The 23,673-nt window shown below is 39.2% G+C and carries 20 protein-coding genes and 1 pseudogene; 6 read left to right on the forward strand and 15 right to left on the reverse strand.

The window, feature by feature from the left end; genetic code table 11:
• Nucleotides 1-118 precede the first annotated feature (118 nt).
• Nucleotides 119-1,813: an NAD-dependent malic enzyme gene (locus H5232_RS13025; protein WP_182718850.1), complete on the reverse strand. Its 1,695-nt coding sequence runs from the start codon at nt 1,811-1,813 to the stop codon at nt 119-121.
• A 161-nt stretch (nt 1,814-1,974) separates the two neighbouring features.
• A complete protein-coding gene (gene ggt, locus H5232_RS13030) occupies nt 1,975-3,768 on the reverse strand; it encodes a gamma-glutamyltransferase (RefSeq protein WP_182831016.1) in 1,794 nt (597 codons plus the stop codon).
• 88 nt (nt 3,769-3,856) lie between these two features.
• On the opposite strand from ggt, the gene rrtA reads away from it, so the two are divergent.
• Nucleotides 3,857-4,444 carry a rhombosortase gene (gene rrtA / locus H5232_RS13035; RefSeq protein ID WP_182831017.1) on the forward strand — a complete coding sequence of 196 codons (588 nt, stop codon included), beginning with the start codon at nt 3,857-3,859 and terminating at the stop codon, nt 4,442-4,444.
• A gap of 27 nt (nt 4,445-4,471) precedes the next feature.
• Here rrtA and H5232_RS13040 read toward each other — a convergent pair whose 3' ends face one another.
• The 7 genes from H5232_RS13040 to H5232_RS13070 form a co-directional block, all read right to left on the reverse strand.
• Nucleotides 4,472-6,964, reverse strand: a complete 2,493-nt coding sequence (locus H5232_RS13040; RefSeq protein ID WP_182831018.1) for a prolyl oligopeptidase family serine peptidase — start codon at nt 6,962-6,964, stop codon at nt 4,472-4,474.
• Nucleotides 6,965-7,069: 105 nt separating this feature from the next.
• A complete protein-coding gene (locus tag H5232_RS13045) occupies nt 7,070-8,239 on the reverse strand; it encodes an endonuclease/exonuclease/phosphatase family protein (RefSeq protein WP_182761817.1) in 1,170 nt (389 codons plus the stop codon).
• Nucleotides 8,236-9,171 carry a putative sulfate exporter family transporter gene (locus H5232_RS13050; RefSeq protein ID WP_220494631.1) on the reverse strand — a complete coding sequence of 312 codons (936 nt, stop codon included), beginning with the start codon at nt 9,169-9,171 and terminating at the stop codon, nt 8,236-8,238. Before H5232_RS13050 ends, H5232_RS13045 begins: the two co-directional genes overlap by 4 nt.
• 13 nt (nt 9,172-9,184) lie before the next feature.
• Nucleotides 9,185-9,409: a DUF2798 domain-containing protein gene (locus tag H5232_RS13055; RefSeq protein ID WP_145233348.1), complete on the reverse strand. Its 225-nt coding sequence runs from the start codon at nt 9,407-9,409 to the stop codon at nt 9,185-9,187.
• Nucleotides 9,410-9,456: 47 nt separating this feature from the next.
• Nucleotides 9,457-10,605, reverse strand: coding sequence for a 5-(carboxyamino)imidazole ribonucleotide synthase (locus H5232_RS13060; RefSeq protein ID WP_182767442.1), 1,149 nt, complete (start codon nt 10,603-10,605; stop codon nt 9,457-9,459).
• Nucleotide 10,606: 1 nt separating this feature from the next.
• Nucleotides 10,607-11,089 carry a 5-(carboxyamino)imidazole ribonucleotide mutase gene (purE, locus tag H5232_RS13065; protein WP_145233343.1) on the reverse strand — a complete coding sequence of 161 codons (483 nt, stop codon included), beginning with the start codon at nt 11,087-11,089 and terminating at the stop codon, nt 10,607-10,609.
• 153 nt (nt 11,090-11,242) lie between these two features.
• A complete protein-coding gene (locus tag H5232_RS13070) occupies nt 11,243-12,829 on the reverse strand; it encodes an ABC-F family ATPase (protein ID WP_145233417.1) in 1,587 nt (528 codons plus the stop codon).
• A 301-nt stretch (nt 12,830-13,130) separates the two neighbouring features.
• Here H5232_RS13070 and H5232_RS13075 point away from each other — a divergent pair, with 301 nt between their 5' ends.
• On the forward strand, nt 13,131-14,339 hold the full coding sequence (locus tag H5232_RS13075; protein WP_149981168.1) for a porin: 1,209 nt from the start codon (nt 13,131-13,133) through the stop codon (nt 14,337-14,339).
• A gap of 64 nt (nt 14,340-14,403) precedes the next feature.
• On the opposite strand, the gene H5232_RS13080 is transcribed toward H5232_RS13075, so the two are convergent.
• Complete coding sequence (locus H5232_RS13080; protein WP_182740530.1) at nt 14,404-14,604, reverse strand: hypothetical protein; 201 nt, start codon at nt 14,602-14,604, stop codon at nt 14,404-14,406.
• 110 nt (nt 14,605-14,714) lie between these two features.
• Between H5232_RS13080 and H5232_RS13085 the strand changes: the two genes are divergently transcribed.
• Nucleotides 14,715-15,236: a TetR/AcrR family transcriptional regulator gene (locus tag H5232_RS13085; RefSeq protein ID WP_149981170.1), complete on the forward strand. Its 522-nt coding sequence runs from the start codon at nt 14,715-14,717 to the stop codon at nt 15,234-15,236.
• Nucleotides 15,237-15,640: 404 nt separating this feature from the next.
• Here the strand turns inward: H5232_RS13085 and H5232_RS13090 are convergent, their stop codons facing one another.
• Together H5232_RS13090 and H5232_RS13095 are read right to left on the reverse strand one after the other, a co-directional pair.
• The gene (locus tag H5232_RS13090) at nt 15,641-16,519 is read right to left on the reverse strand and encodes an alpha/beta hydrolase-fold protein (RefSeq protein ID WP_182831019.1); all 879 of its coding nucleotides are present in this window, start codon (nt 16,517-16,519) and stop codon (nt 15,641-15,643) included.
• Between the two features lie 81 nt (nt 16,520-16,600).
• Nucleotides 16,601-17,098 (reverse strand): GNAT family N-acetyltransferase, encoded by a 498-nt coding sequence (locus tag H5232_RS13095; protein ID WP_182718859.1) that lies wholly within the window; start codon nt 17,096-17,098, stop codon nt 16,601-16,603.
• 81 nt (nt 17,099-17,179) lie between these two features.
• Here H5232_RS13095 and H5232_RS13100 point away from each other — a divergent pair, with 81 nt between their 5' ends.
• Both H5232_RS13100 and H5232_RS13105 read left to right on the forward strand, forming a co-directional pair.
• The gene (locus H5232_RS13100) at nt 17,180-17,377 is read left to right on the forward strand and encodes a hypothetical protein (protein WP_145233335.1); all 198 of its coding nucleotides are present in this window, start codon (nt 17,180-17,182) and stop codon (nt 17,375-17,377) included.
• A 297-nt stretch (nt 17,378-17,674) separates the two neighbouring features.
• On the forward strand, nt 17,675-19,192 hold the full coding sequence (locus H5232_RS13105) for a Calx-beta domain-containing protein (RefSeq protein WP_145233333.1): 1,518 nt from the start codon (nt 17,675-17,677) through the stop codon (nt 19,190-19,192).
• 1,283 nt (nt 19,193-20,475) lie between these two features.
• Here H5232_RS13105 and H5232_RS13110 read toward each other — a convergent pair.
• On the reverse strand, nt 20,476-20,847 hold the full coding sequence (locus H5232_RS13110; RefSeq protein WP_182784368.1) for a hypothetical protein: 372 nt from the start codon (nt 20,845-20,847) through the stop codon (nt 20,476-20,478).
• 338 nt (nt 20,848-21,185) lie between these two features.
• A pseudogene (locus H5232_RS13115) lies at nt 21,186-21,399 on the reverse strand (hypothetical protein); the annotation flags it as partial.
• 322 nt (nt 21,400-21,721) lie between these two features.
• Here H5232_RS13115 and bktB point away from each other — a divergent pair.
• Nucleotides 21,722-22,915: a beta-ketothiolase BktB gene (bktB, locus tag H5232_RS13120; protein ID WP_182784366.1), complete on the forward strand. Its 1,194-nt coding sequence runs from the start codon at nt 21,722-21,724 to the stop codon at nt 22,913-22,915.
• A 258-nt stretch (nt 22,916-23,173) separates the two neighbouring features.
• On the opposite strand, the gene H5232_RS24225 is transcribed toward bktB, so the two are convergent.
• Nucleotides 23,174-23,440, reverse strand: coding sequence for a DUF6419 family natural product biosynthesis protein (locus H5232_RS24225; protein ID WP_310736878.1), 267 nt, complete (start codon nt 23,438-23,440; stop codon nt 23,174-23,176).
• Nucleotides 23,441-23,673: the final 233 nt, after the last annotated feature.

The following is a 23,673-nucleotide window of genomic DNA, read 5'->3' on the forward strand; positions in this document are numbered from 1 at the left end:
TTAATAGTTTTAATAACGTTATTAGATACCGTACGCGGTTAATTTAAAATGAACAAGCATAAAAAAACAGGCCGAAGCCTGTTTCTAGATAATTTACTAGTTAATCAGCAGTGATCACTTAGATACTACAACGTTTGTAATTACGGTATTTTGGTAACCAGTAATTTCTGTCAATTGCCGCCCATAACATATCATCGCTGATCTCAAGCGCTGCCCCCTCTTCGATGGCTTTTTTAGCCACCCCAAAAGCAATGCGTTTACTCAGTGTTTCAATTTCTGTTAGTGCAGGTAGTAAACTCCCTTTACCGGTATTAGCCCGAGGTGATGATTCTGCTAATATTTCACTCGACACCATGAGCATTGCATCAGTAATACGGGTGGCTTTCGCCGCAATAACACCTAAACCAATACCAGGGAAAATATAGCTGTTATTACATTGTGGGATTACAAATGTTTCACCGTCATAAACAACCGGTGCAAATGGGCTGCCAGTTGCAACAATCGCTTTGCCTTGTGTCCAATTGATCACATCTTCCGGCAGTGCTTCAACTTGCTTAGATGGATTACTTAACGGGAAAATAACGGGCTGTTCGCATCCATTATGCATGGCGCGAATAACTTGCTCAGTAAATAAACCAGGTTGCCCTGATACACCAATGAGAATATCAGGAGCTGTGCAGTGCATCACATCTAGCAATGATGCGTATTCACCGCTGTATGTCCAATCAGCTAATTTATCTGTAGGTTGAGCAAGTGCTTGCTGGAAGTCGCGCAGTCCTTCCATACCTTGAGTTAACAAACCAAAACGATCAACCATGAAAACTTGGCTGCGAGCTTGTTCGTCAGAAATACCTTCCGACACCATTTGCGTAATGATTTGCTCGGCAATACCACAACCTGCGGAGCCTGCGCCTACAAACACTACTTTTTGTTCTGATAATTGTTCATTCTTCACACGACATGCAGCAAGCAACGAACCAACTGTAACCGCTGCTGTGCCTTGAATATCATCATTAAAACTGCAAATTTCATCACGGTAGCGTTTTAATAAAGGCATCGCATTAGGCTGTGCAAAGTCTTCAAATTGTAATAACACATTTGGCCAACGACGCTTAACGGCTTTAATAAATAGATCTAAAAATTCATCGTATTCATCTTGTGCAATACGTTTATGGCGAGCACCCATATACATAGGATCGTTTAATAACTTTTCGTTATTCGTTCCTACATCAAGCATAACCGGTAGCGTATAGGCTGGGCTTATGCCACCACAGGCGGTATAAAGTGATAGTTTACCAATTGGAATACCCATGCCACCAATACCTTGGTCGCCTAAACCAAGAATACGTTCACCATCGGTAACAACGATAACTTTTACTTTGCCTTTGGTCGCATTACGTAAAATATCATCGATTTGATAACGATCTTCATAAGAGATAAATAAACCGCGCGCGCTACGATAAATATCTGAGAATTTTTCACAGGCATCACCCACCGTTGGGGTGTAAATAATAGGCAACATTTCTTCAAGATGGTCACGCACTAAACGGTAGTAAAGTGTTTCGTTGTTATCTTGGATGGCGCGTAAATAAATGTGTTTATTTAGGTTGTCTTTAAAACTTGAATATTGTTGATAACAACGTTCAACCTGCTCTTCAATCGTTTCATAGCGTGGAGGCAGTAATCCCGCAAGGTTGAAACTTTCACGCTCTTTTTGAGTAAATGCACTGCCTTTATTTAAGAGTGGCGTTTCGATCAGACCAGGGCCTGAGTGATGAATATAAAGATAATTTGGGTCAGTATTTGTAGTCATAAGTCCAAGCTTAACGAAGTCTTTAAGTTACGATCTGTCATTATTACTGTTGAATATTAAAAAGCAATGATATTCAATCTTGTCAGACCATTAGGAGAAAATAAGACGTGTGTGCTTAACACACACGTAAAAGTAGATTGTACATTAAATCACGATGTCAATTAAGGCTTATTCACTGGCATTTCGTGCTCTTTAAGAACAATACTTTGCTCACTTAAAGCGATCCCTTCGCGGCGAGGATCTGCGGCACCAAATAAAGTGCCATTGACGACTTCAACCGCATGCAAGCCAGAGTTTAAATCGACCACTTTTACTGTATGACCCCGCTTTTGTAAATCAGGAATAATCGCCTCGATAGCGGTGCCTTTTTCAATACTAGTGTAATTATTATTACGATTAGTAATTCTTGGCAAGTCAATGGCTTGTTGAGCAGTTAGTTGCCAATCTAGTACGCCAATAACCACTTGCGCGACATAGTCGATAATTCGGCTACCGCCAGGTGAGCCGACCACTAAGCGTAAACTGCCATCGTTATTAAACACCATCACCGGTGACATTGAGCTGCGCGGACGTTTACCTGCTTCAACACGGTTGGCTAATAATTTGCCGTTTTTGCGCGGCGACAAGGCAAAGTCGGTTAATTGGTTGTTTAATATATAACCGTTCACCATAACCGTTGAACCAAACGCCATTTCTATTGAGCTGGTCATTGATACCGCGTTCCCTTCACTGTCGACAATAGATACATGGGTAGTAGATGGCAATTCATACGCATCATCTTGTGCGTAACTTAGTAATGGACGAGGCTGCCCTGCATAGGCTTTTTCGTCTCGCTCACTTATTAATTTTGTCCGTTGCTCGATATAGCGTTTATCGAGTAGCTCATTAGTAGGAATATCTGCAAAATCGGGGTCGCCCATATACACATTACGATCCGCAAAAGCGAGTCGCGATGCTTGGCTAAAATAATGCAGGGCTTGTGCCGAATTAGCTTTAAATTGACCCATGTTCTTATCTTCAAGCAAAGCGAGAATTTGTAACACCGCGACTCCGCCACTGCTCGGTGGTGCCATAGAACATACTTTATAGCTATGGTACGGGGTGCAAACTGCGTCACGTTGTTTACTTTGATAATTAGCTAGATCGGTTAATGCTAAAGTGCCTGGCGCAACAATAGAATGAGTGACCGCAGCAACCATTTGCTTAGCGTTATCGCCTTTATAAAAAGCATCAATGCCTTTACTGGCGATTTTTTTGTAAACTTCAGCAAGTGGTTGGTTCGTTTTAACAGTACCAACAGCAAGCGGTTTACCATCTGGAAAAAAATAATCACGGATCACTGGAAGTGTTGTCACCCCAGGATTTATTTGTTTGGCTAATAAAGCATGTAAACGCGGCGATACTACAAATCCTTGTTCAGCAAGTTCTATGGCCGGTTTAAACAGTTCCGCCCATGCAAGTTTGCCATATTGTTGATGCGCTTTAGAGAAGGCATGCAATAAACCAGGTACACCCACTGAACGGCCGCCAACCACTGCTTCAATCCAAGGTGCCGCGTTACCTTTTTCATCTAAAAACAATGTTTCGTCAGCATTACTTGGCGCTGTTTCGCGGCCATCAAAGCTGGTTAGCTTATTATGACCTTTGTCAAAATACAGCATAAAAGTCCCACCACCAATTCCTGATGATTGCGGCTCGACCAAGGTCAAGACTAATTGCGTTGCAATGGCAGCATCGACTGCACTGCCGCCCTTAGCGAGTATGGTTTGTCCTGCTTTAGCAGCATAGGGGTTTGCCGCAGCAACCATATACTGCTGACCGGTGACATGTTGCTTAAGTTGATGGCCAGTGGCGGCTTCTGGCTCGCGTACTTCTCGTGGTGTTTGAGTGGCTAAAACAGGTAAAGTGAGAAGAGTTAAACTAAAGACGACGCTGGTTTTAAAAGGTAAAAACATAAAAAGACCTTAATTGCATTGAGATGTTTGGCATCTTAAAGTTAAACGGGCACAATATGCAAAATTTTGCTGTAAAAATAAGAATAAAATGGTCAATTTACCACTTCAACCCCGATATATTTTACCCCCGCTGTGTTTAATGGCATTAAGCGCCCTATTTGCAGCGTTTAATTTAAATGATGTTTTAGAGTTTAATCGCCAGCTCATTGACCAAGGCCAAGTTTGGCGTTTGATCACGAGCCAATATGTGCATGCTAACTGGGCGCACTTAGCATTAAATTGTGCCGGTATCGTACTGATATGGGCGTTACATGCTGAGTATACAAAACCGACGCAATATGCATTGCACACCTTGTTTTTGGCTGCTTGGTGCGGTATTGGGGTTTACTTTTTTTGTCCTGACATTCACATTTACACCGGATTGAGTGCACTACTGCATGGTGTCATTGTATGGGGGGCAATCAAAGATATTGAAGTTGGCATGAAAAGCGGCGGTTTATTGTTTATCGGTATTTGGCTTAAAATTACTTATGAACAATTTCATGGCCCCAGTGCTGAAGTGAGTAAATTAATTGCCTCTCGGGTTGCTGTTGATGCTCACTTAATAGGTGCAATTGGCGGAATAGTACTCGCAACGCCACTGCTGATAAATTATATAAAAAAACGCCAAGCATAAGCTTGGCGTTGTCTAAAAATTTAGTGCTTATAAACTTTCTTTAAATAGTTTATGAATACGACGGTATTCATCTAACCAACTAGAAGGCTGTACAAAACCATGTGGTTCGACTGGAAATATAGCCGTTTCAAAGTTTTCTTTTTCAAGCTCAATTAAACGCTGTACTAAGCGTACTGAGTCTTGGAAAAACACATTATTATCAACCATAGGGGCGTTGATCAATAAGCGGTTTTTAAGTCCCTGCGCATAATATATAGGCGAACTTTTTTCATACGCAATTGGATCAACATCTGGGTGATTTAAAATGTTTGATGTGTATGGACCATTATAGTGTGCCCAATCGGTAACTGGACGAAGCGCAGCCCCTGCTTGAAATAAATCAGGCTGAGTAAATAACGCCATAAAGGTCATAAAGCCACCATAAGAGCCGCCATATGTACCCACAGCACCGGTATCAACATTGGCATTTTCAGCCATCCATTTAACACCATCGGCTAAATCTTCAATTTCTGGGGTACCCATTTGACGGTAAATCGCCGTACGCCAATCACGTCCATAACCTTTTGATGCGCGATAATCCATGTCCATCACTACATAACCTTCAGAGGCTAGTAATGAATGAAACATAAATTCGCGGAAGTAACCTGACCAACCCATGTGTGAGTTTTGTAGATAACCTGCGCCATGGTTAAAAATGATCGCTTTGCGGTTTTTGCCGCTCTCACCTTCTACATAGTCTGCTGGGTAATACACTTTTGCGTATACCGGTTGTTTGGTATGACTTGACGGTACCGCAACAATTTTAGGCGCAATTAATTGTTTTGCTAAAAATTCACTCGATACTGTATGAGTTAGCTGCGTTGCAGTTGTATTCGCTTTTGCATCAGCAACATATAACTCTGGTGGAGCCATGATTTTGGAATGTGTTAACAATAATTTGCTTTGATCAGGGCTTAATTTATAGTCGGTCATACCGTCTAAGTTGGTTACTTGCTCTGATTTTGCCGTTTGTGGATCAACGCGGTAGATTTCATATAGACCAGGATGCTCAACATTGGCTTTGTAATAAATTGCACTGTCGTCATCTGTTAGTGTGAGGTTCGATACGACAAACCGGCCTTTGGTAAGTTGTGTTGCTTTACCATTGAGTGGTTTTTTATATAGGTGGCTATAGCCAGTTTCTTCAGATAAATAATACAAGGTATCTGAATTATTTAACCAGCCAAAATCGTTATAAGCATAGTTAACCCATGCATCATCGTGTAAACGATGTTGTGAAACAAGTTTGGAATTTTTAGTATCAACAGTAGCTAACCAACGGTCTTTGTTATCCCATGCTTCAAGCATAATCGCGACTTGCGTGCCGGCTTTGTTCCAGACGATAGCACTTTGATCCCATCCCCAATCCATCATTAGGTTGATAGCACGAAGTTCTTTTTTAGATTCATATGTTTTGCCGTCACGGGCATAGTTTTCTTTTTTAACTGCCGCTAATACATCTTCATCAAAACCAGGTAAAGTATCAAATGCGAGTGCTGTTTGCGTTTGCTCAGTTAAATCTATGTAGATAACTTGCGAGGTTTGTGGTTTTTCATCAGCAACACGACGACGTACTTTTTCAGCTTTTACCCGTGCATTATCAGCAATATAGTTTGGCATGATGTCGGCTTCATCTCGCCAAGGTCTGGCTTCAGTGACAACAGCAATTAAGGCTTTACCATTTGGAGATAACTGCACATCGGCTAACTCATTGCCTTTACCTAAGTAAAACTGAGCATTGGCAATTGAACTATTTTGCTGGTTGAGTTGCTCTTTGCGCGCTTGTTTATCTTTTTTATTTTTATGGGTCAGCGCAATGTAATCAATCAGTTTATGCTGTTCTTTAGCGATGTAAGTTTCAGGCTCTGTAACTCCTTTTGGTGCATCGCTCAAATGAAGATTTACAAGCTCAGCTTGCAGTCCCGTTGCCAGATCTACTTTATAAAAAGAGTTTGCTTGACGATAAGCTAAATTACCATCAGTTAAAAATTGTGGTTTAGATTGTTTAGCACTGTCGTGAGTAATTTGTGTAATTGCACCTGTATTAATGTTCTTTACAAATATATTACCTTCAAATACATAGGCTTGCTGTGTACGATCTGCTGAATAAACAGCATCATCAGCCCCTAATGTATGCAATTTATTTAACGCTACTTGGCTTGCAGCTTGGCTATCAACAGCTTGTGCAAATAAGTCTCGAAGCTCATTACCTTGTTGTTTTTGCGCATAGACAACTGTTTTTGAATCAGCAGCCCAAAACGCACGCTCTGCTTGGCGGCCTAACCAATCAGGATGAGCCATTGCTTGCTCAAGTGTGATTGCGCTGCTACCTGTATCTGCAGGTGTTACAACAACGCTGGCAACAGTTGATTGTGGTTGCTCTGTAGGGGTAGATGCGGTTGATTGACAACCGGACAACATAACGCTGGACGCGACGGCAAGTGCAATTAAGGTTTTTTGAGTAGAAGATTTAAAAATCATAGGGCTTCTGTAAGGTTATTGTAATTCCCCCAATTTAAGCAGAAGCACCTATGTAATAGCAATTATTTCAGACAAACAGCCAAACTTTGCTGTTTAATAACCAAGTTACTTTATAGAAATATCTAACCACACCATGCGATGATCTGACGATGCATTACGATCTTTAATTAACCGGTACAACTCGCTACTTTTAGTTGGCCAAAATACCCCACCATCATGGACTTCAATGCCATAAGTTGAAGGCAAAACATAATCTGCACGAGCTTGCCAGTTTGCAGTGTAAGCCGCAGCATACTTTTCACTGTAGCTGGTTTTAGCGCCCTTACTGGTTGGTGTAAATTTGCTGTTTATTAATGGATTTTTTAAAAGTTGATCCGTTGTTTCTGGGCGTTTTTTATCTCCTTCAGGAGCCGCATTTAAATCTCCGACTATAACAAATCGTGATTTTTCAGCTAACCCGCCTTTGACACCATGATCGTCATAGAGGTAATCTGCGCTGGCGATATAATCTTTAATCAAACGTACTTCATCATGATTACGTAAGCCGTTTCTATCTTCAGCACCATCAAATACAGGAGGCGTTGGGTGCGATGCAATAACGTGCAGCGTTTTACCTTTTACAGTAACCGGAATATCCCAAAACGATTTTGAACTGAGTCTCAAAGCTTGCCATTCTTCGTTGTTATACCAATTTTCACCTGTAGTTGGATCAATAGGCATTTTAGCATCTGGCATATCTTTGTATTTAAAGGTTTGTAAGGTACGAATTTTATCAAAATCAATTGGGTAGCGAGATAAAACGGCCATACCATAATGGCCTTCAAAAAAGCCAAAACCAAATGCATCCCCTTTAATACCAGTTGCTTGGCCGTCATTATCTAGATCAAATGGCGTTTTCAAACCTGTGTTTACTGGGCCAACATAGCTGTACGGATAATCTATAGCGGGCTGTTTATTTTGGCTTTTAGCAAGGTAGTGCGTTTTAAAATAATCAATGCCTTGCGCTTTGCTGACATAATCAAATTCATTTAATAATAAAATGTCAGGGCGAATACGTTGAATGATCTCGGCAATATTTTTGATTTGTGGATGATCACTTTGTAATGCATTTACCAAACCTTTGGCATCAAGGGGTTTATCATTTTCAGCATAATTTGTTGCATCCATGCTCACATTAAACGTGGCTACACGTAAAGATGACGCGGCCAATGCTGAGTTAGAAAAACCACTGATTAATAGGCACGCTAATGTGGCGATAGAAAACTGCTTCTTCATACGATATATCCATCTAAAATTAATAACAAAATGACACTACTTACGACTATCCATAAAATAATTGCCATTATAAAGGGCTTTAGTCCTGCTTGTTTTAATACAGCCAGTGATAAGCCACTGCCAATTAAGAATAAAGTCATTACCAATAGTTGTTTTGCTACGGTGTTGATCAGCTGCCAGAGATCCGTAAATTGAGGCAAATACGTATTGATCAATGCAGCAGCTAAAAAACCAACAATAAATAAAGGAATGCTGGCCTTTTCTTCTGAGCGCCAAAAGACACCTGCAATCGTAGTGTAGGGAATGATCCACATCGCACGTGTGAGCTTAACTGTTGTAGCAATACTTAGTGCCACAGCTCCATAAGCTGCTGACGCCCCTACTACACTGCTGGTATCATGAATAGCTAACGCTGCCCATAAACCAAATTGGTGTTGGCTTAAACTAAAGTAATGACCAATGGTTGGAAATAGTAGCAAACCGACACCGTTTAATAAAAACACTACACCAAGTGCAACCGCTACTTCGTGATCTTTAGCTTTAATTACCGGCGCCATTGCTGCAATCGCACTGCCTCCACAAATAGCCGTACCGAATGATATTAATACACCTGTGTTACGATTTAATTTAAAGACTTGCGTTAAAATTTCACCAAGACCAATGATCGCTGTAATACTGACTATGGTCAGTACCAGCGAACTGCGACCAACTTCAATCACCTGATTAAAATCAACAGCAAAACCTAAGCCAACCACCGCGGCTTTGAGCATCCATTTACTTGCCTTTTGGGATAGCTCTGCAAATGGATTACCGAGCAAAATTGCAAACATCGCGCCACAAATTAGGGCACTACCACCACCAATCAAAGGGGTGATACACAGGACAAAACAAAGCAGGTATAGAGGCTTTTTAATCCGATCAGACACAGACAAAATAATCCCTTCGTTACGAGCGCACAATCTTTGTAGTGAGCTTATGCACAACTGGCGCTACAAGAATTACGGTAGGAAATGCGACACAAAATGCAAAAGCCCACGCCGCTAACCAAATAGAAACTATGTTATCAATTAAACCAACATTAAAAATTGAAATTACCAATGACATAAAACCAGACATAAATAATGCCATGAAAAAAGCGAATACCACGGTTCTGTATTTAGCGCTAATCATAAAACCATTCCTCAAGTAAAAAGCCGAGATAAACTCGGCTTTTTTAGTTAATTTAAAATCAACGCGGTGCTGGCCGCTAATACGCCGGGATAATCTTCCTCCGGAAGATACTCCGACAATTGTGCTAAGCGTTCACCTAACTCATGAAGGTTCGCAGCAGATACATTAATATGGCCCATTTTACGACCAGGCTTTGCTGTTTTACCATACCAATGACTCGTAACCTCAGCAATGCTTAGTACTTGCTGAGGAATCGCGGCTTGTCCGAGCACATTCACCATTGCCGTAACACGCTGTAATTGTGTGCTACCTAATGGCAGCCCAGAGACTGCACGCATATGATTTTCAAATTGACTGCAATGCGCGCCTTGTTGGGTCCAATGACCAGAATTATGAACCCGAGGAGCAATTTCATTGACCAATAACTGCCCTGCCACATCGAAAAACTCAATCGCCAATACACCAACGTAATCAAGCTCATTAGCCAATTTATTAAATGCATCTTCAGCTTGTTGTTGAATCACAGATTTTTCTTTACCGGCGATAGATAAGGTTAAAACACCATTGGTATGCTGGTTTTCAGTAAGTGGGTAAATAGCGGTATTACCTCTTTTATCGCGAACACCTATGATTGATACTTCACGATCAAATGGGATCATTTGTTCGGCAATAATAGTGTGTGGCGCGGATTCAGTACCGGAGGCAATAAAATCAGCCATTTGTGACCATATCTGCTCAATTTGATCATCTGATTTTAAACGCCACTGGCCTTTTCCATCGTAACCGGCTTGACAGGTTTTGATCACTAATGGCTTACCCAAGCTAGCAACGGCTTGTTCTAAATGGGCTTTTTCAGTGATTAACTGATATGGTGCGCACTTAACCGCGGTTTTACTTAGTAATGCTTTTTCTAGGGCGCGATCGCCACCCGTTTTAATCGCGGCTTTACCCGGATAAAACTTTTTGCTTGCACAGCATAGCGTTAGCACATCATCAGGAATATGCTCAAACTCAGCAGTGATCGCATGAGCATCTACAATGGCTTGCTCTAACGTTGTAGTATAGATTTGCCCAGTTAATGGGTGAACAATTTTTTTACTACCAACATCATACGCAACCACATTTAAATTCAATGGCGCACCAGCTAAACACATCATACGTGCTAATTGGCCGGCTCCTAAAATTAAAATAGTCATATTACTCTGCTGGATTTGGGTTAGCTAAAATAGTTTCGGTTTGTTCTTTACGGAACGCTTCAACTTTGGCAAATATCTCCGGTTGCTGACAACCTAAAATCTGTGCAGCTAATAATCCTGCATTTGCAGCACCAGCTTCACCAATTGCTAATGTACCTACCGCAACACCTTTTGGCATTTGGCAAATCGACAGCAATGAATCAATGCCATTTAACGTTTTAGACTTAACCGGCACACCTAATACTGGTAACGATGTGAAAGCAGCGGCCATACCTGGTAAATGCGCTGCACCACCGGCACCGGCAATAATTACTTTAATACCACGTTCTGCTGCTGAACTTGCGTAATCAGCGAGTAGTTGAGGAGTACGATGAGCCGATACAACTTTAGTTTCGTAAGCGATGCCAAATTTATCTAGCATGATCGCCGCATGTTCCATAGTTGGCCAATCTGACTTGGAACCCATAATAATGCCAACAGTCATAAATACTCCTCAGTAATGGTTTTAATACCTATAGCGGACTTATGTCCGCATTAAAGGCGGTCATTATACACGTATTAATTGTTAAATTGCGAATATCGAGTAACAAAAAAGCCATGACTAGCATGGCTTTTTGATCAGTATGTAAATTGAGCTTTAGCCTTCTTTACTGGCTAAATATTCAGAGTAAGTACCTCTGAAATCAATTATTTTGCCGTCTTTGATTTCCCAAATACGGGTTGCAACTGAGGATACAAATTGACGGTCGTGAGATACAAACATTAACGTACCTTCATATGCTTCTAGCGCAAGGTTTAATGCTTCTATTGACTCCATGTCCATGTGGTTCGTTGGCTCATCCATTAATAGGATATTTGGTTTATGCATCATAATCTTACCAAATAGCATGCGGCCTTGCTCACCACCAGATATTACTTTTACAGACTTTTTAATATCATTTTGTGAGAACAACATACGGCCTAAGAAACTGCGAACAACTTGTTCATCATCGCCTTCTTGCTGCCATTGCTCCATCCACTGAAATAAGTTCATATCGGTGGCAAATTCATCAGCATGATCTTGCGCATAATAACCGATATTATGGTTTTCAGACCATTTAAACTCGCCTTGCTTCGGTGCCAAACGACCTGCTAAAGTATTTAATAGTGTTGTTTTACCAACCCCATTTTCACCAATGATAGCGATACGCTCGCCTACTTCAACTAAGCCTTCAAGGCCAGTGAACAGCATATCGTCAAAACCTTGGCCTAAGTTTGTTAATTCAAGGGCATTACGGAATAACTGTTTTTCTTGCTCAAAACGAATGAACGGTGTTTGACGTGACGATGCTTTAACTTCATCTAATTGAATCTTGTCAATTCGCTTGGCACGAGATGTTGCTTGTTTTGCTTTAGATGCATTAGCTGAAAAGCGTGAAACAAACTGTTGTAGCTCAGCAATTTGATTTTTCTTCTTGGCATTTTCACTTAATAAGCGTTCACGAGCTTGCGTTGCTGCAAACATATATTCGTCATAGTTACCTGGGTAAATACGCAATTCACCATAATCAATATCAGCCATATGCGTACATACAGAGTTTAAGAAATGACGGTCATGGGAAATGATGATCATTGTGCAATCACGTTGATTCAGTACATCTTCGAGCCACTTGATAGTATAAATATCCAAGTTATTAGTTGGCTCATCGAGTAGCATGATATCTGGATCTGAAAATAACACTTGCGCAAGAAGCACACGCAGTTTAAAACCAGGAGCAATCTCTGACATCGGACCGTAATGCTGATCAGTTGCAATACCTACGCCCATTAGTAGCTCGCCGGCTTTAGATTCTGCAGAATAGCCATCCATTTCAGCAAACTCAGTTTCAAGATCGGCAACCTTCATGCCATCCTCTTCACTCATTTCAGGCAAGCTATAGATACGATCACGCTCTTGTTTAATCGCCCACAGCTCTTTGTGGCCCATTATCACAGTGTCAATAACTGAATATTCTTCGTAAGCGAACTGGTCTTGGTTTAGTTTAGCAACACGTTCATTTGGATCAGTACTTACATTACCAGCTGACGGTTCCAATTCCCCACTTAAGATTTTCATAAATGTTGATTTACCACAGCCATTTGCGCCAATTAAACCATAACGGTTACCTTCGCCAAATTTAGCTGAAATATTCTCAAATAACGGTTTAGCACCAAATTGCATGGTGATGTTAGCTGTACTGATGATAGCGCTACCCTCCAACGGGGAAAATCAAAGAAATAAAATTGGCTGGAGTGTAAACCAAATAGGCTTATTTTTCCATGAATTATTAGCTTCGTGGGCTATAGCTGCTGTCCATCGAAATAAGCTAATTTAGGTCAATTTATTATGCTAGTATTGTGTAGCTGCACACAAAAAGAACATAAATTAACAATTCAAATTTCCTCTATCATTTTTTGATGATATTTTTTCACTTTAGCCATTAATTTAGCTTTGTTAGTCTGCGCGACCAAAGGACAATGATAAATAGCACACAAGGCAATATTAAATGAATAGAAAATTAATTGGGGTCATCATCGCAAGCGCTTTGATAGCACCGAGCGTAAACGCTGTTGAGGTTTATGATGACGGAAAAAACAATTTAACCATCGGTGGTTTTATTGACGCCAGAATAATCCACACACAAGGGCAAACTGAAATAGTTAATGGTGCATCACGGATTAGCTTTGATTTTAGTCGCAAACTAAAAGATCAGTGGTCAGCTTTAGCCTTATTAGAATGGGGTGTAAACCCTGTTGGTAGTAGCGATATTATCTATAACAACCGCTTTGAATCTATTCAAGATAAATTTTTATATAACCGACTTGGTTATGTAGGTATAGCACATGAAAAATACGGACAAGTGACAATTGGTAAACAATGGGGGGCTTGGTACGACGTAGTTTATAGTACTAACTATAGCCTAGTTTGGGATGGTAATGCAGCCGGTGTTTACACCTACAACAAAGACGATGGTGCAATTAATGGTACCGGGCGCGGTGACAAGTTATTGCAGTATCGTAATACGTTCGGTGATTTTAGTATTGCAACACAAGTGCAATTTAAAAATAATGATTTTTATACTTGCGATATCGAAGCCATTTCTGAAGCTGCTTGTCAGACTTTGTGGGAAAATGGCAGTGATCTTGCTCAACAAGTAGAATTTAATTCAACCTATGGGGCAGCCGTTACCTATTCAGTAAGCGACGACTTAAAACTTTCTGCTGGGTTTAACCGCGGAGAACTGACCGTAAATTACGCCGCAGGACGAATTCAGTCTGTTAATGATTTTATTTATGGCGCAGGCGTTACTTGGGGTAACTTCAACAATGATGGCCTTTATTTTGCCGCAAATATCAACAAAAATGAAAATCATGATACCGATAACTTAGGCCGTCTGATCAAAGACGCGATTGGGGTAGAGTCTTTATTATCTTATAAGTTTGATAATGACATTCGTACCTTCATTGCATATAACGTCTATGATGCTGGAACAGATTACGTGATCCAGCCAAATTTTAATGCCGATCCTAATGACAACTTTAAACGTCAATTTACAGTACTTGGCTTTCACTATCTATTCGACGAAGATACGATTTTTTACATTGAAGCACGTAAAGACTTTAGTGATTTTTCAAGTGCCGATAAAGAACAAGAATATCAAATGGGTCTATCAGAAGATGATGGCATTGCATTTGGTTTTCATTACACATTATAACTAGAACACTTACAGGCTGATTATTTAATCAGCCTGCTTTGCTAATATTTAGCACCCGCTGCGATCACATTTTTTTTGCTTTACCTTTAGTTGCAAACGCTTTTGTCAAAGCCAAATAACCTTCCTTAGGTCCTAAAATTATCCATAACATTAAAATTCCCCCCGGTAATAAAATTGCTTTAAGTAATGGTCCTAGCATGTAAGAATAAAAAATAATAAATGGGATAAATAGTCCGTAACCAATAACTTGTTTGATAAAGTTCATATAAGTTCCTTGTTTAAATGAGCGCGCTCACAAATATAATTGAGCGCAGTCACTTTTTCAAGTAACTTCATCTTTACTATCACAAGTTAAATATAATTAATTGATATACAATGAATAAAAAAACGCAAACCTATAATAAAATTCTTACCTCGGCTTGGCTGTTATTCTTAGAGCAAGGTTATGCTCATACATCTACACGAGAAATTGCAAAAGCGGCTAATGTGGCCGTTGGTACTGTGTTTAGTCATTTCGAAAATAAAATCGACTTACTAAAAGCAGGAATGCAGCAACAAATAGATACGATCATTCATCAGGCTAGTTTAACTGATCGCCAACATGCACCAAGGCTTAAGTTACGTCACTATGCCCTACCGTTGTTTGAATTTTATTGTAATAACATTGAATTTAGTAAAATATTGATAAGCGATATGATTTGGCAAGCTGCTTTTTTTGAACAGCAAATGAGTGAGTTTAAAAAACGGCTGTTCAATGAACAGCAAGAGTTTGACGATATAAAAGCAAGTGTGATGTTAGATTGTTATTTTATGACCATTATTTCAGGGTTAAATGAACCTGCGCCAGAACCTGAAAAAATGCTACGCCAACTAACCAGCAAAATATCTATTCTTTAGCGACAACTTATTTCACGCTGTGTTTCACTTTGGGCATTAAATTTAAGCTTTTAACTTACCCTTTGTTTAAGTTAAAAGCTTAACTTAAAGTAATAGCGCTTTTCTATGTGGTTAAGTGCATTTTTATTTGACCTGAACCTGATTACTTTAAGAACTCTGTAACTGCCCTATTAGTAAATCGTTGTATCAATGAAGATCCCTCCATAGCCAAATAAGCATAACTCTTGTGATACGTTTAATCGAATTACTAACTTTGATTTATCAAGCTCATAATTCCTTTTGACATCTTTTAGTTAAAAATAACGCTTATGCAAAGTTATCTTAATTAATAACTTTTAGTATGATGTGTTCTTTTGCTGTTTGTTACGCAGATTTGTTACTATCTTATTCTTTAGTTAAGCATATTAGTTTATTGATGAATTATAGAAATCGAGTGCCTGCTTAACACTAACCACTGGATTTTCCAAGTGTTCTAAACCTTCATTAATTCTGCTATTCCAGATAATTTCATTAGCATATATGTTAAGGCTATTATTAAGACCAGCAAAGGCACTTAACATTAATGGATGCTCGGCGCCTCCTACTGTTATATAAAGCGACAGCGGTATGTTATCTGCTGTATTGAGGCTTCGTTGCGATAAGAATCGCTCAAACTCTTTTACAACTGTCATATCGTCGTACCAAGCAGCCGGACTAAATGCAAAATAACCGTTAAACAACCAAGGTTTTGTACTCATAGTGTATAAAACAAAACTCCCTCCTGCTGAATAACCCGACAAAACACGATTATTATCTAGCTTATAATGTGATTCTAAATACGGTAATAACTCACCTTCAATAAAAGCCAAAAATTGATCTGCTTGACCAAATAATTCTGGTGAATTTTCACTTGCTGGTCTTGCTTGGGTATTCACATCTTGGCGTGCATACGGCGGCACTAAATCACGATTTCTGGTAAAGGTCCAAAATTGATTAGGAATAGACACTAAAATTGTATCTTGCTGCGCTGGTAACTCAGCCATTACTGAATCCCACTGCGTAAGATTAAAGTTACCATCGGTTCTAATGATCAAGGAGTAGCGCTTATTTGGCTCAAAATTGTTAGGTAAACGAATAAACACTTTCCTACTTTCATCCAATACCTGAGAATAAATAGTGATGTCTTTAAAATTTGACGTGTAATGCGCGTTATATTTATAAATGACAATAGCGCATGCAATGAAGCCGGCTGTACTCAATAGAATTATGATTGCAGTGCGATTTAGTTTTTTTAATAGCAGCATAGCTTTCAGGTAAAGATTGTTTTAAAAACAATACCCTTTCTGTATTTTTAATTAAACTACCGTTATGTAACAAAGTGTGATTTACAGTTGATACAACCATTGTTCACTCGCTACATGAGTGAATTTAAAACGGCGAAGTAGTTGCTGGCTTTGGCTATTTTCTGTCGCCACTTTCGCCTGTAAATTAGTAATGCTCAACTCATTGCCTAACTGCGCAACAACGGCTGTTATATTTGTTAGCATAAATGCTAATGCTTCAGACATAAACCCATTCCCCCAATGATTTGGTGACAACTCAAAACCTAACCAAGCAGTATCTTCTTCAATATCATATAAACCAATGCAGCCAATCAAGGTCGACGTATTTAGTAAGTACATTCCAAAGCGCAGCGTATTTCCTTCATACATGCCAGTAATATCATCTTGGATCAGTTGTTTTACGTCATCACGTGCAAGTGGCACTGCATAGTCATTAAACTGAGCAACTAACGGCTCAGACAAAATAGCCCACAACGCACTACAGTCCCTATGCTTAATTGGCTTTAATGTGATTCGACTTAGTGCAAACTCATTGTTCATAAATAAAATTAAATTACGGCTTTAAAGCCCGCTATTATTCCCTTAAGATACCCGCCATACAAGTTAATAACTGAGCTAATTATGAATGACGAATTTAAAGTAATACAACCTACAACCACAGTGTATTGCCCAAAGCGCGGTGAAGGTTGGACCCTTACAGGTATTACTAGCATTAATGAATTTACATCTGTTATGTTTGATGGTGTGCGTTATACGTTACCTGCACGTGAAATCATTGAACAGTTATTACCTAACCAGCTTGCTCGTGAACAAAAATAGCCACAACTTAAAATTCCCCGTTAAAGATACAAAATAAAGCCTTTAGTATTATAAAACACCTCAATTTAGCCAGCATTTCGTGTATAAATGCCAACCGTTCGTTAAGATATGTTGCTTTTGTAATCAACCATTAGGATAATTGTACAATACTTTGAGGTTAATAACGGATGCGCTCGGCTTATAGGAATTAAGCAATACAATTTTGGGAACAAGGATAGGCAGCTATAAACCAAATTGTAATTACCTCAGACTAACTATAGCTGTAACAATGGATCCTCGTTAAAAGGCCTACTCTAAATGAAAACAACGCTAAAAATTACAACCCTGTCTGTTGCTATCCTTTCATCTTTGCAAGTTGCGCATGCAAACCAATGTAACGGTCAACTTTATGGTATTAATGCTGGACGCGGTGACACCGGTATTATATTTAAACTAGACGAATATACACAACAAACTCAAGCACATTCTAGAGCTAAATACAGCTCTTCAGCGCTTGCTCATATTCCGGAAACAAATCGCTTGTATTACATCTCAGCACCTCGCCCTATTGAATATCAAGTAGATGTTGAGCACTTAGGTTTTAATTCAACAGAGCTCAAATCTCTACCTATTAGTGGCAGTAAGTTTAAGTACATCAAATTGGCCTATGTTGATTTAGATACAAACGAACATGTTGAAGTTGGCAGAACAAGTAACATGTATCGTTTAGTGTATGACCAACAAAATAATCGCTTACTTGGATCATATAAAGATAAGCTATACGCGATCGATCCTGAAACTAGCGAAACAACTTTACTTGGAAATATTACAGGCCTTGAAAATGACCAAGGTATCTGGCGTGGTGACATGGTATTTAAAAATGGTGAATTAATCTTAGTCACCAGTACAAGTTTATATACTGTGAATGTGCAGGAACTTACGGCAACAAAATTATCTGATCACAACTTAACGACTGTCACAGGCGCTGCACTTAACCAGCAAGGTGATATTGTATTAAGCCGAACTATTTTAACTGATCTAGGCCATTCTAATAAATCTGAGTTGTACAAAGTAAATAAAAACACTGGCAATACCTGCCATGTTGCAGATTTTCCAGTACGTTTAAATGATTTAGCAACTAATTTTAACGAATCAGTTGCATGCTACGATGCACCAGTTTGCACCGTGTCAGATATTCCAAGCTTTACTATTGTACCTATTGTTGATTCAGTAGACGAAGGTAGCGCATTATCTTATAAACTAGAGCTAAGCAATAGTTATGAACAAGATAGTGATATTTATGTATCGACTTCAGCAGGAACAGCAACAAGTAGCGACTACAGTTTCTCTGATCAAGTCATTACTATTGCGGCAGGTGAAACAACTGCTTCATTTACAATCCCAACAATTGATAACGATGACTATAGTGAAACTAAAACCTTTACCGTCAATGCCGTTGCTCAGCTTAATGTAACTGGTTCAAGTTCTCTACCAGCGTCTATCTTAAATGATGATGCTCAGTGTATTGCCGAGAATTACACACGGATCAGTTACTCTTTTATCTCTGAAAATTCTGGTTATAATAATGATTGGGGTATTAAGGTTAATAACCAATATATTAAATTGTTAGATGAGCATGGAGCATCAGGTTATTACGACGTTAAAGCCAGTGATTCAATCGTTTACGTACTTTCCGTGAACGGTAATGCAAACAATCTTAAAACAGCCTATAAAGCCAGTGGTACTAAGCAATATTGGGAAGATCAAAACGACAGAGACTACAATGACTTCGTCGTAAATGTCACAACACAACCAATTCAAAAAGGCTGTAATTAATCTGAACTTAGGATAATAAATCCCTTACCCAAGGTTCAGGTAATTCATAACTTTCCTGTTTATCATTATCAAATTTACCCCACAAAAAAAGCCAGCATCGCTGGCTTTTTTTGTGGGGTAAATTGAAAATTAACGTAACGCGTTAATTCGACCATAAAGTGGTGGGGGTGAAGAGAATAACTCAGCCATACCTTATACCAATCGACTTAAATATTTAACCATTCTAGCGGGCTAAATAAAGTGCTGACTGCGTTAGTGATTTTTTATGTACGACAGCATGGATGCAGGAGGTAGAGCAATGCAGGAGCAATTGCCGAGAACAACTACATGTCAAAATTCCTGCCTTGTTATCACTGTATTTATCTGTCGCTATAAATGGTCAGTAACTTAACACGACTAGTATTAACCACTAGCAATACCCACCATAACAATAAAATAGACACCCACTTTTAATAATCTCAGACTAAACATGATTTTTATCTGGTAATTTTACTGTGTCCCCTAACATGCTCTCAATTTATCATGCAAATAAACAACTCATGATAAAAAACCTAAATAACAAACACACTAAAAAGTGCATTATTGCAATGCGCAGCTTTTTGTTTGGTTGACGTTTTAAGCAAGTAGCTTTTCTATATTATGAGCAAGACAATAAAGTTGCCGCATAATGCAATGAAAGCATTACTTTCGTTTTTCCGTGTAAGGTCAATTTATTCATGCATTTTAAACTGTAATATTGCACAGTTTACTTACAAGCAAACAGGCTCAATACAGCCTAACCTTTTACCATTTCTTAAATAAAAAGCTGTCATAGCCCTATTGAGCTGTCTTTTTGAGCTTCATTCTGTCGATGTAACTTACTTGCAGTCTTCCAACGCTTATCGACTAACCGTGGGTTTAGAACACAAGATCCCCCGTTTAGTAATAATGTGTTACAGGCGACAGTGGTGCTTTTTATAAAAATAGTACGCACTAATTAGATACGCAGTTTAATCAAGTTGAAGGTTAGTGATCGACTCGCCATATCCATATAGTGTGGTATCACCAGTACCAAAAGTAGGCGCTTGGAAGCGAAAGCTCTTGTCAAAGCTCAAAAACAAAAGGCATTAACATTGCGCTAGGCAATGACTATTTAGCGTCACAAGGTTTAGTGTCATTGAGAGATATTTGGATCAATATTCATGATGGGAGATGATCCGCCCATTGCACTTGCTATTAATAAAAAGCGCATGATGAGCAGTCTGGGGCTTGATGTTAGAGACCCCCGGCTATCCGATTTGCTCTCACTCTTTAATCAACACCCATCGCGCGGTTTTAACCCACTTTTTTAAACAGGCAATTTCTTCCATACAGCGTAGTTCATTTAAAATCGACAAATACTGCTCTTCATTTGACGTATACATAAAAAATGCATCACCTTCGCTATCAAATTGAACAGATGCAAAATGTGTATTTGCTCTCACAACTTGCTCTATAGATGGGCCATTGCCGCTAAAACCGTAGGCATTAAACAACTCTGCGAATGATCGCTTATCATCCTTTAAATCAATTTCCACAGGGATCGTAATTGAAAAATAGGTCTCATCAGAATATATGATTGGAGGATAATATTCTGTAATTTCAGGGTTAGCCAGTGGACGAATCCAATAGAACACGAACAATACGAGTAAAATGCAAACTATAATTATTTTCAAAATTTTCATCCTTGAGAACTAACGCTGAGTTTTACGACAATTTTGATGCCGCGAAGCGGTGTAACAAGTAAAAATGACACCCCCATTTTAAAATCACCTAAAAATAGCATCAAATAAGTTCAGATCAAATCAATTTACCGCCTAAAACTCATTCAAAATTACATTTACAATTATCTTGGGAAGCTTTTATTCTACAAATCCAAAATTACTGACATGCAAACCCTTGCCTTGGGGCAATATTTGACGTTTTAGCTGGGTATAAGTACTGGCCAGTAGTTTTTCGCTGTTGTTAACGTTGCTACATTTTGCTGGTTATTCATTACGGCGTTAGCACATATATAAATACAAAATGTCTTTGCGACTAAAGCAAGTAACTTGCCTTTGCCCCCCTCTGCGATGTTCATAAGACTTTCCTGTAAAGCAGTCTTCACCACATAAAAATGCTCGGCGAACACAACGTGAAATACAGTGATAATACTTTGTAGCGGCACCATGATTATTTTTCACACTAATTAAAACTTAGTATTTAGCTTTGTAAAATGCAAAAATTAAGGTGAGTGTCTTACTTATTTATTATTTATAAATTAAACATTGGGTTATCGTTAAAATGAGAGCCCAACTAAATAAATTATTTTAAAATCTAGAAAAAGCCATATTACTTATCTATATGTTCAAATAAATTGATAGGCTTTATTAACAAACAGGATACGGCTGTTACTTTTGTTTATTGCTTAATTGTGTTTTGATGAATTACCTAAAATTTAGATCCCTTTGGTTCTTAAGTAGCTTCATTTATAACAAAGCGAATAAAGTTTAAAAATAAGAAGAGAAAATAATGACAAAACTTAATAACAATAGCGTAGTTATATTAAGCGCAGTTCGTACCGCTATCGGCAGCTTTGGTGGCAGCCTTAAACATTTCACGCCCGCCGAGCTAGGCACTCTATGTGCGAAAGAAGCACTAGCCAGAGCCAAGCTATCACCCAACCAAGTTGGCTCCACTGTAGTCGGTAAAGTAATTCATAACGGCCCTAAAGACGCATACCTTTCAAGAGTCATTGGGCTAGATGCGGGGTTACCTATTAGTAGTCACGCAGTAACTCTCAACCGATTATGTGGCTCTGGCCTTGAAGCCATTATACAAGCAGTACAACAAATACAATTAGGTGATGTAGACGCAGCCCTTGCTGGCGGAGCTGAAAGCATGAGTAACTCAGCTTATACCCTCGAAAGTAATCGCTGGGGGCAAAAAATGAGCAATAGCATCATGCAAGATGAACTCACCTCCACATTACAAGACCCATGGGATAATAATCCAATGGGAATAACCGCTGAAAACATTGCAGATAAATACACTATTAGCCGCGACCAGCAAGACGCTTACGCAGCTCAAAGTCATCACAAAGCAGCAAAAGCGATTGCTGCAGGCCATTTTAAACAGCAAATACTCCCTATTGAAATCAAATCAAAAAGTGGCAGCCATATTTTTGATACTGACGAACACGTGCGAGCCGATACCACAACCGAGAAGCTCGCTACCTTAAAGCCCTACTTTAAAAAAGATGGAACCGTTACCGCAGCAAGCTCATCAGGTATAAACGATGGCGCAGCCATGTTGGTACTCATGTCTGAGCAAAAAGCGAATGAGCAAGGCTTAAAACCTCTTGGTCGATTAATAGGTTATGCCAGAGCGGGCGTTGATCCCTCGTTAATGGGCACCGGCCCAATTCCTGCGGTAAAACACGTATTTGAAAAAACAGGCTTAACCATTGATGATATGGATGTAATTGAGTCTAACGAAGCCTTTGCAGTACAAGCTCTGTGCGTTGCCAACGAGTTAAATTTCCCAGCGCATAAGGTAAACCCGAATGGCGGTGCAATTGCCTTAGGCCACCCTGTTGGCGCAACGGGCGCAATTTTATCAACTAAATGCTTGTACGAACTCAAACGAATTAATGGCAAATATGGGCTAGTCACAATGTGTATTGGCGGTGGGCAAGGCATTGCAGCCATTTTTGAAGCGCTTTGATTCTAAGTTTGTAACAACTATTTGATACCACATTAGGTTTAAACATAAGAGCTTTATTCACAAGGAGAACTAAGAGACGCTTTGCTGTTAGAGGAAACAAACAATGTGAAAGGCTATTTTTCTTCTCGTTTGCTCCTCTTTCATTTTTCTTTGTGCAAATAGCTCTTTAAAGGCTTTTTTCACAAAGGGAGCAAAGCGCTGCTACACCTTATTGCTTAATAAAAAAAAGCTTACCTCAAACCTCACCAAGTCATTCGTCTACAAAACGTGTTTTAAAGTTAACTTTCTTACGCCTAATAAGACACCACCAAATGAGATTGAAAATAATATCGGTAAAAACAGTAATGTATTAGTGTTGCCTATATCTGTAGCTGGGCTACCAATAACCGCCAGCGTATTAATTAACAGCAATATCAAACTTGATTGCAGGTAGCCCTTGTATCCAAAGGTAGCCATGCCTAAAATAATCAAAAATGGACATACAACTAGCGTAAACCAAAACCAAATACGTTTAATGCCTTTTATAATTAATACAAAAAATCCTTTTCCTTAATTTAACTTAGAGATTAATTAGCTTGTAAGTCACCGGCATTTTAAAAGCAGCTTATAAGTTTGCCGTGTGAATTTGATGTCTGAAGTCAAGATTTGATAATCATATAGAAAGCTCCTCGAGTTTTTCGATACAGTTGTGTTGACCAAAACATAAACTGAATCCGAGGAGCTTGGTATGAAACTATATGGTGGAATTGACTTGCATT

It is taken from the genome of Pseudoalteromonas sp. SG41-5 (assembly GCF_014164495.1).
Taxonomy (GTDB): domain Bacteria; phylum Pseudomonadota; class Gammaproteobacteria; order Enterobacterales; family Alteromonadaceae; genus Pseudoalteromonas; species Pseudoalteromonas rhizosphaerae.

Bases quoted from the DNA above. Each gene is read 5' to 3' on its own strand.
- H5232_RS13080 (WP_182740530.1), bottom strand. From the start codon at position 14,604: ATGAACTTTATCAAACAAGTTATTGGTTACGGACTATTTATCCCATTT.
- H5232_RS13025 (WP_182718850.1), bottom strand. From the start codon at position 1,813: ATGACTACAAATACTGACCCAAATTATCTTTATATTCATCACTCAGGC.
- H5232_RS13040 (WP_182831018.1), bottom strand. From the start codon at position 6,964: ATGATTTTTAAATCTTCTACTCAAAAAACCTTAATTGCACTTGCCGTC.
- purE (WP_145233343.1), bottom strand. From the start codon at position 11,089: ATGACTGTTGGCATTATTATGGGTTCCAAGTCAGATTGGCCAACTATG.
- ggt (WP_182831016.1), bottom strand. From the start codon at position 3,768: ATGTTTTTACCTTTTAAAACCAGCGTCGTCTTTAGTTTAACTCTTCTC.
- H5232_RS13090 (WP_182831019.1), bottom strand. From the start codon at position 16,519: ATGCTGCTATTAAAAAAACTAAATCGCACTGCAATCATAATTCTATTG.
- H5232_RS13060 (WP_182767442.1), bottom strand. From the start codon at position 10,605: ATGACTATTTTAATTTTAGGAGCCGGCCAATTAGCACGTATGATGTGT.
- bktB (WP_182784366.1), top strand. From the start codon at position 21,722: ATGACAAAACTTAATAACAATAGCGTAGTTATATTAAGCGCAGTTCGT.
- H5232_RS13100 (WP_145233335.1), top strand. From the start codon at position 17,180: ATGAATGACGAATTTAAAGTAATACAACCTACAACCACAGTGTATTGC.
- H5232_RS13055 (WP_145233348.1), bottom strand. From the start codon at position 9,409: ATGATTAGCGCTAAATACAGAACCGTGGTATTCGCTTTTTTCATGGCA.
- H5232_RS13045 (WP_182761817.1), bottom strand. From the start codon at position 8,239: ATGAAGAAGCAGTTTTCTATCGCCACATTAGCGTGCCTATTAATCAGT.
- H5232_RS13095 (WP_182718859.1), bottom strand. From the start codon at position 17,098: ATGAACAATGAGTTTGCACTAAGTCGAATCACATTAAAGCCAATTAAG.
- H5232_RS13105 (WP_145233333.1), top strand. From the start codon at position 17,675: ATGAAAACAACGCTAAAAATTACAACCCTGTCTGTTGCTATCCTTTCA.
- H5232_RS13085 (WP_149981170.1), top strand. From the start codon at position 14,715: ATGAATAAAAAAACGCAAACCTATAATAAAATTCTTACCTCGGCTTGG.
- H5232_RS13075 (WP_149981168.1), top strand. From the start codon at position 13,131: ATGAATAGAAAATTAATTGGGGTCATCATCGCAAGCGCTTTGATAGCA.
- rrtA (WP_182831017.1), top strand. From the start codon at position 3,857: ATGGTCAATTTACCACTTCAACCCCGATATATTTTACCCCCGCTGTGT.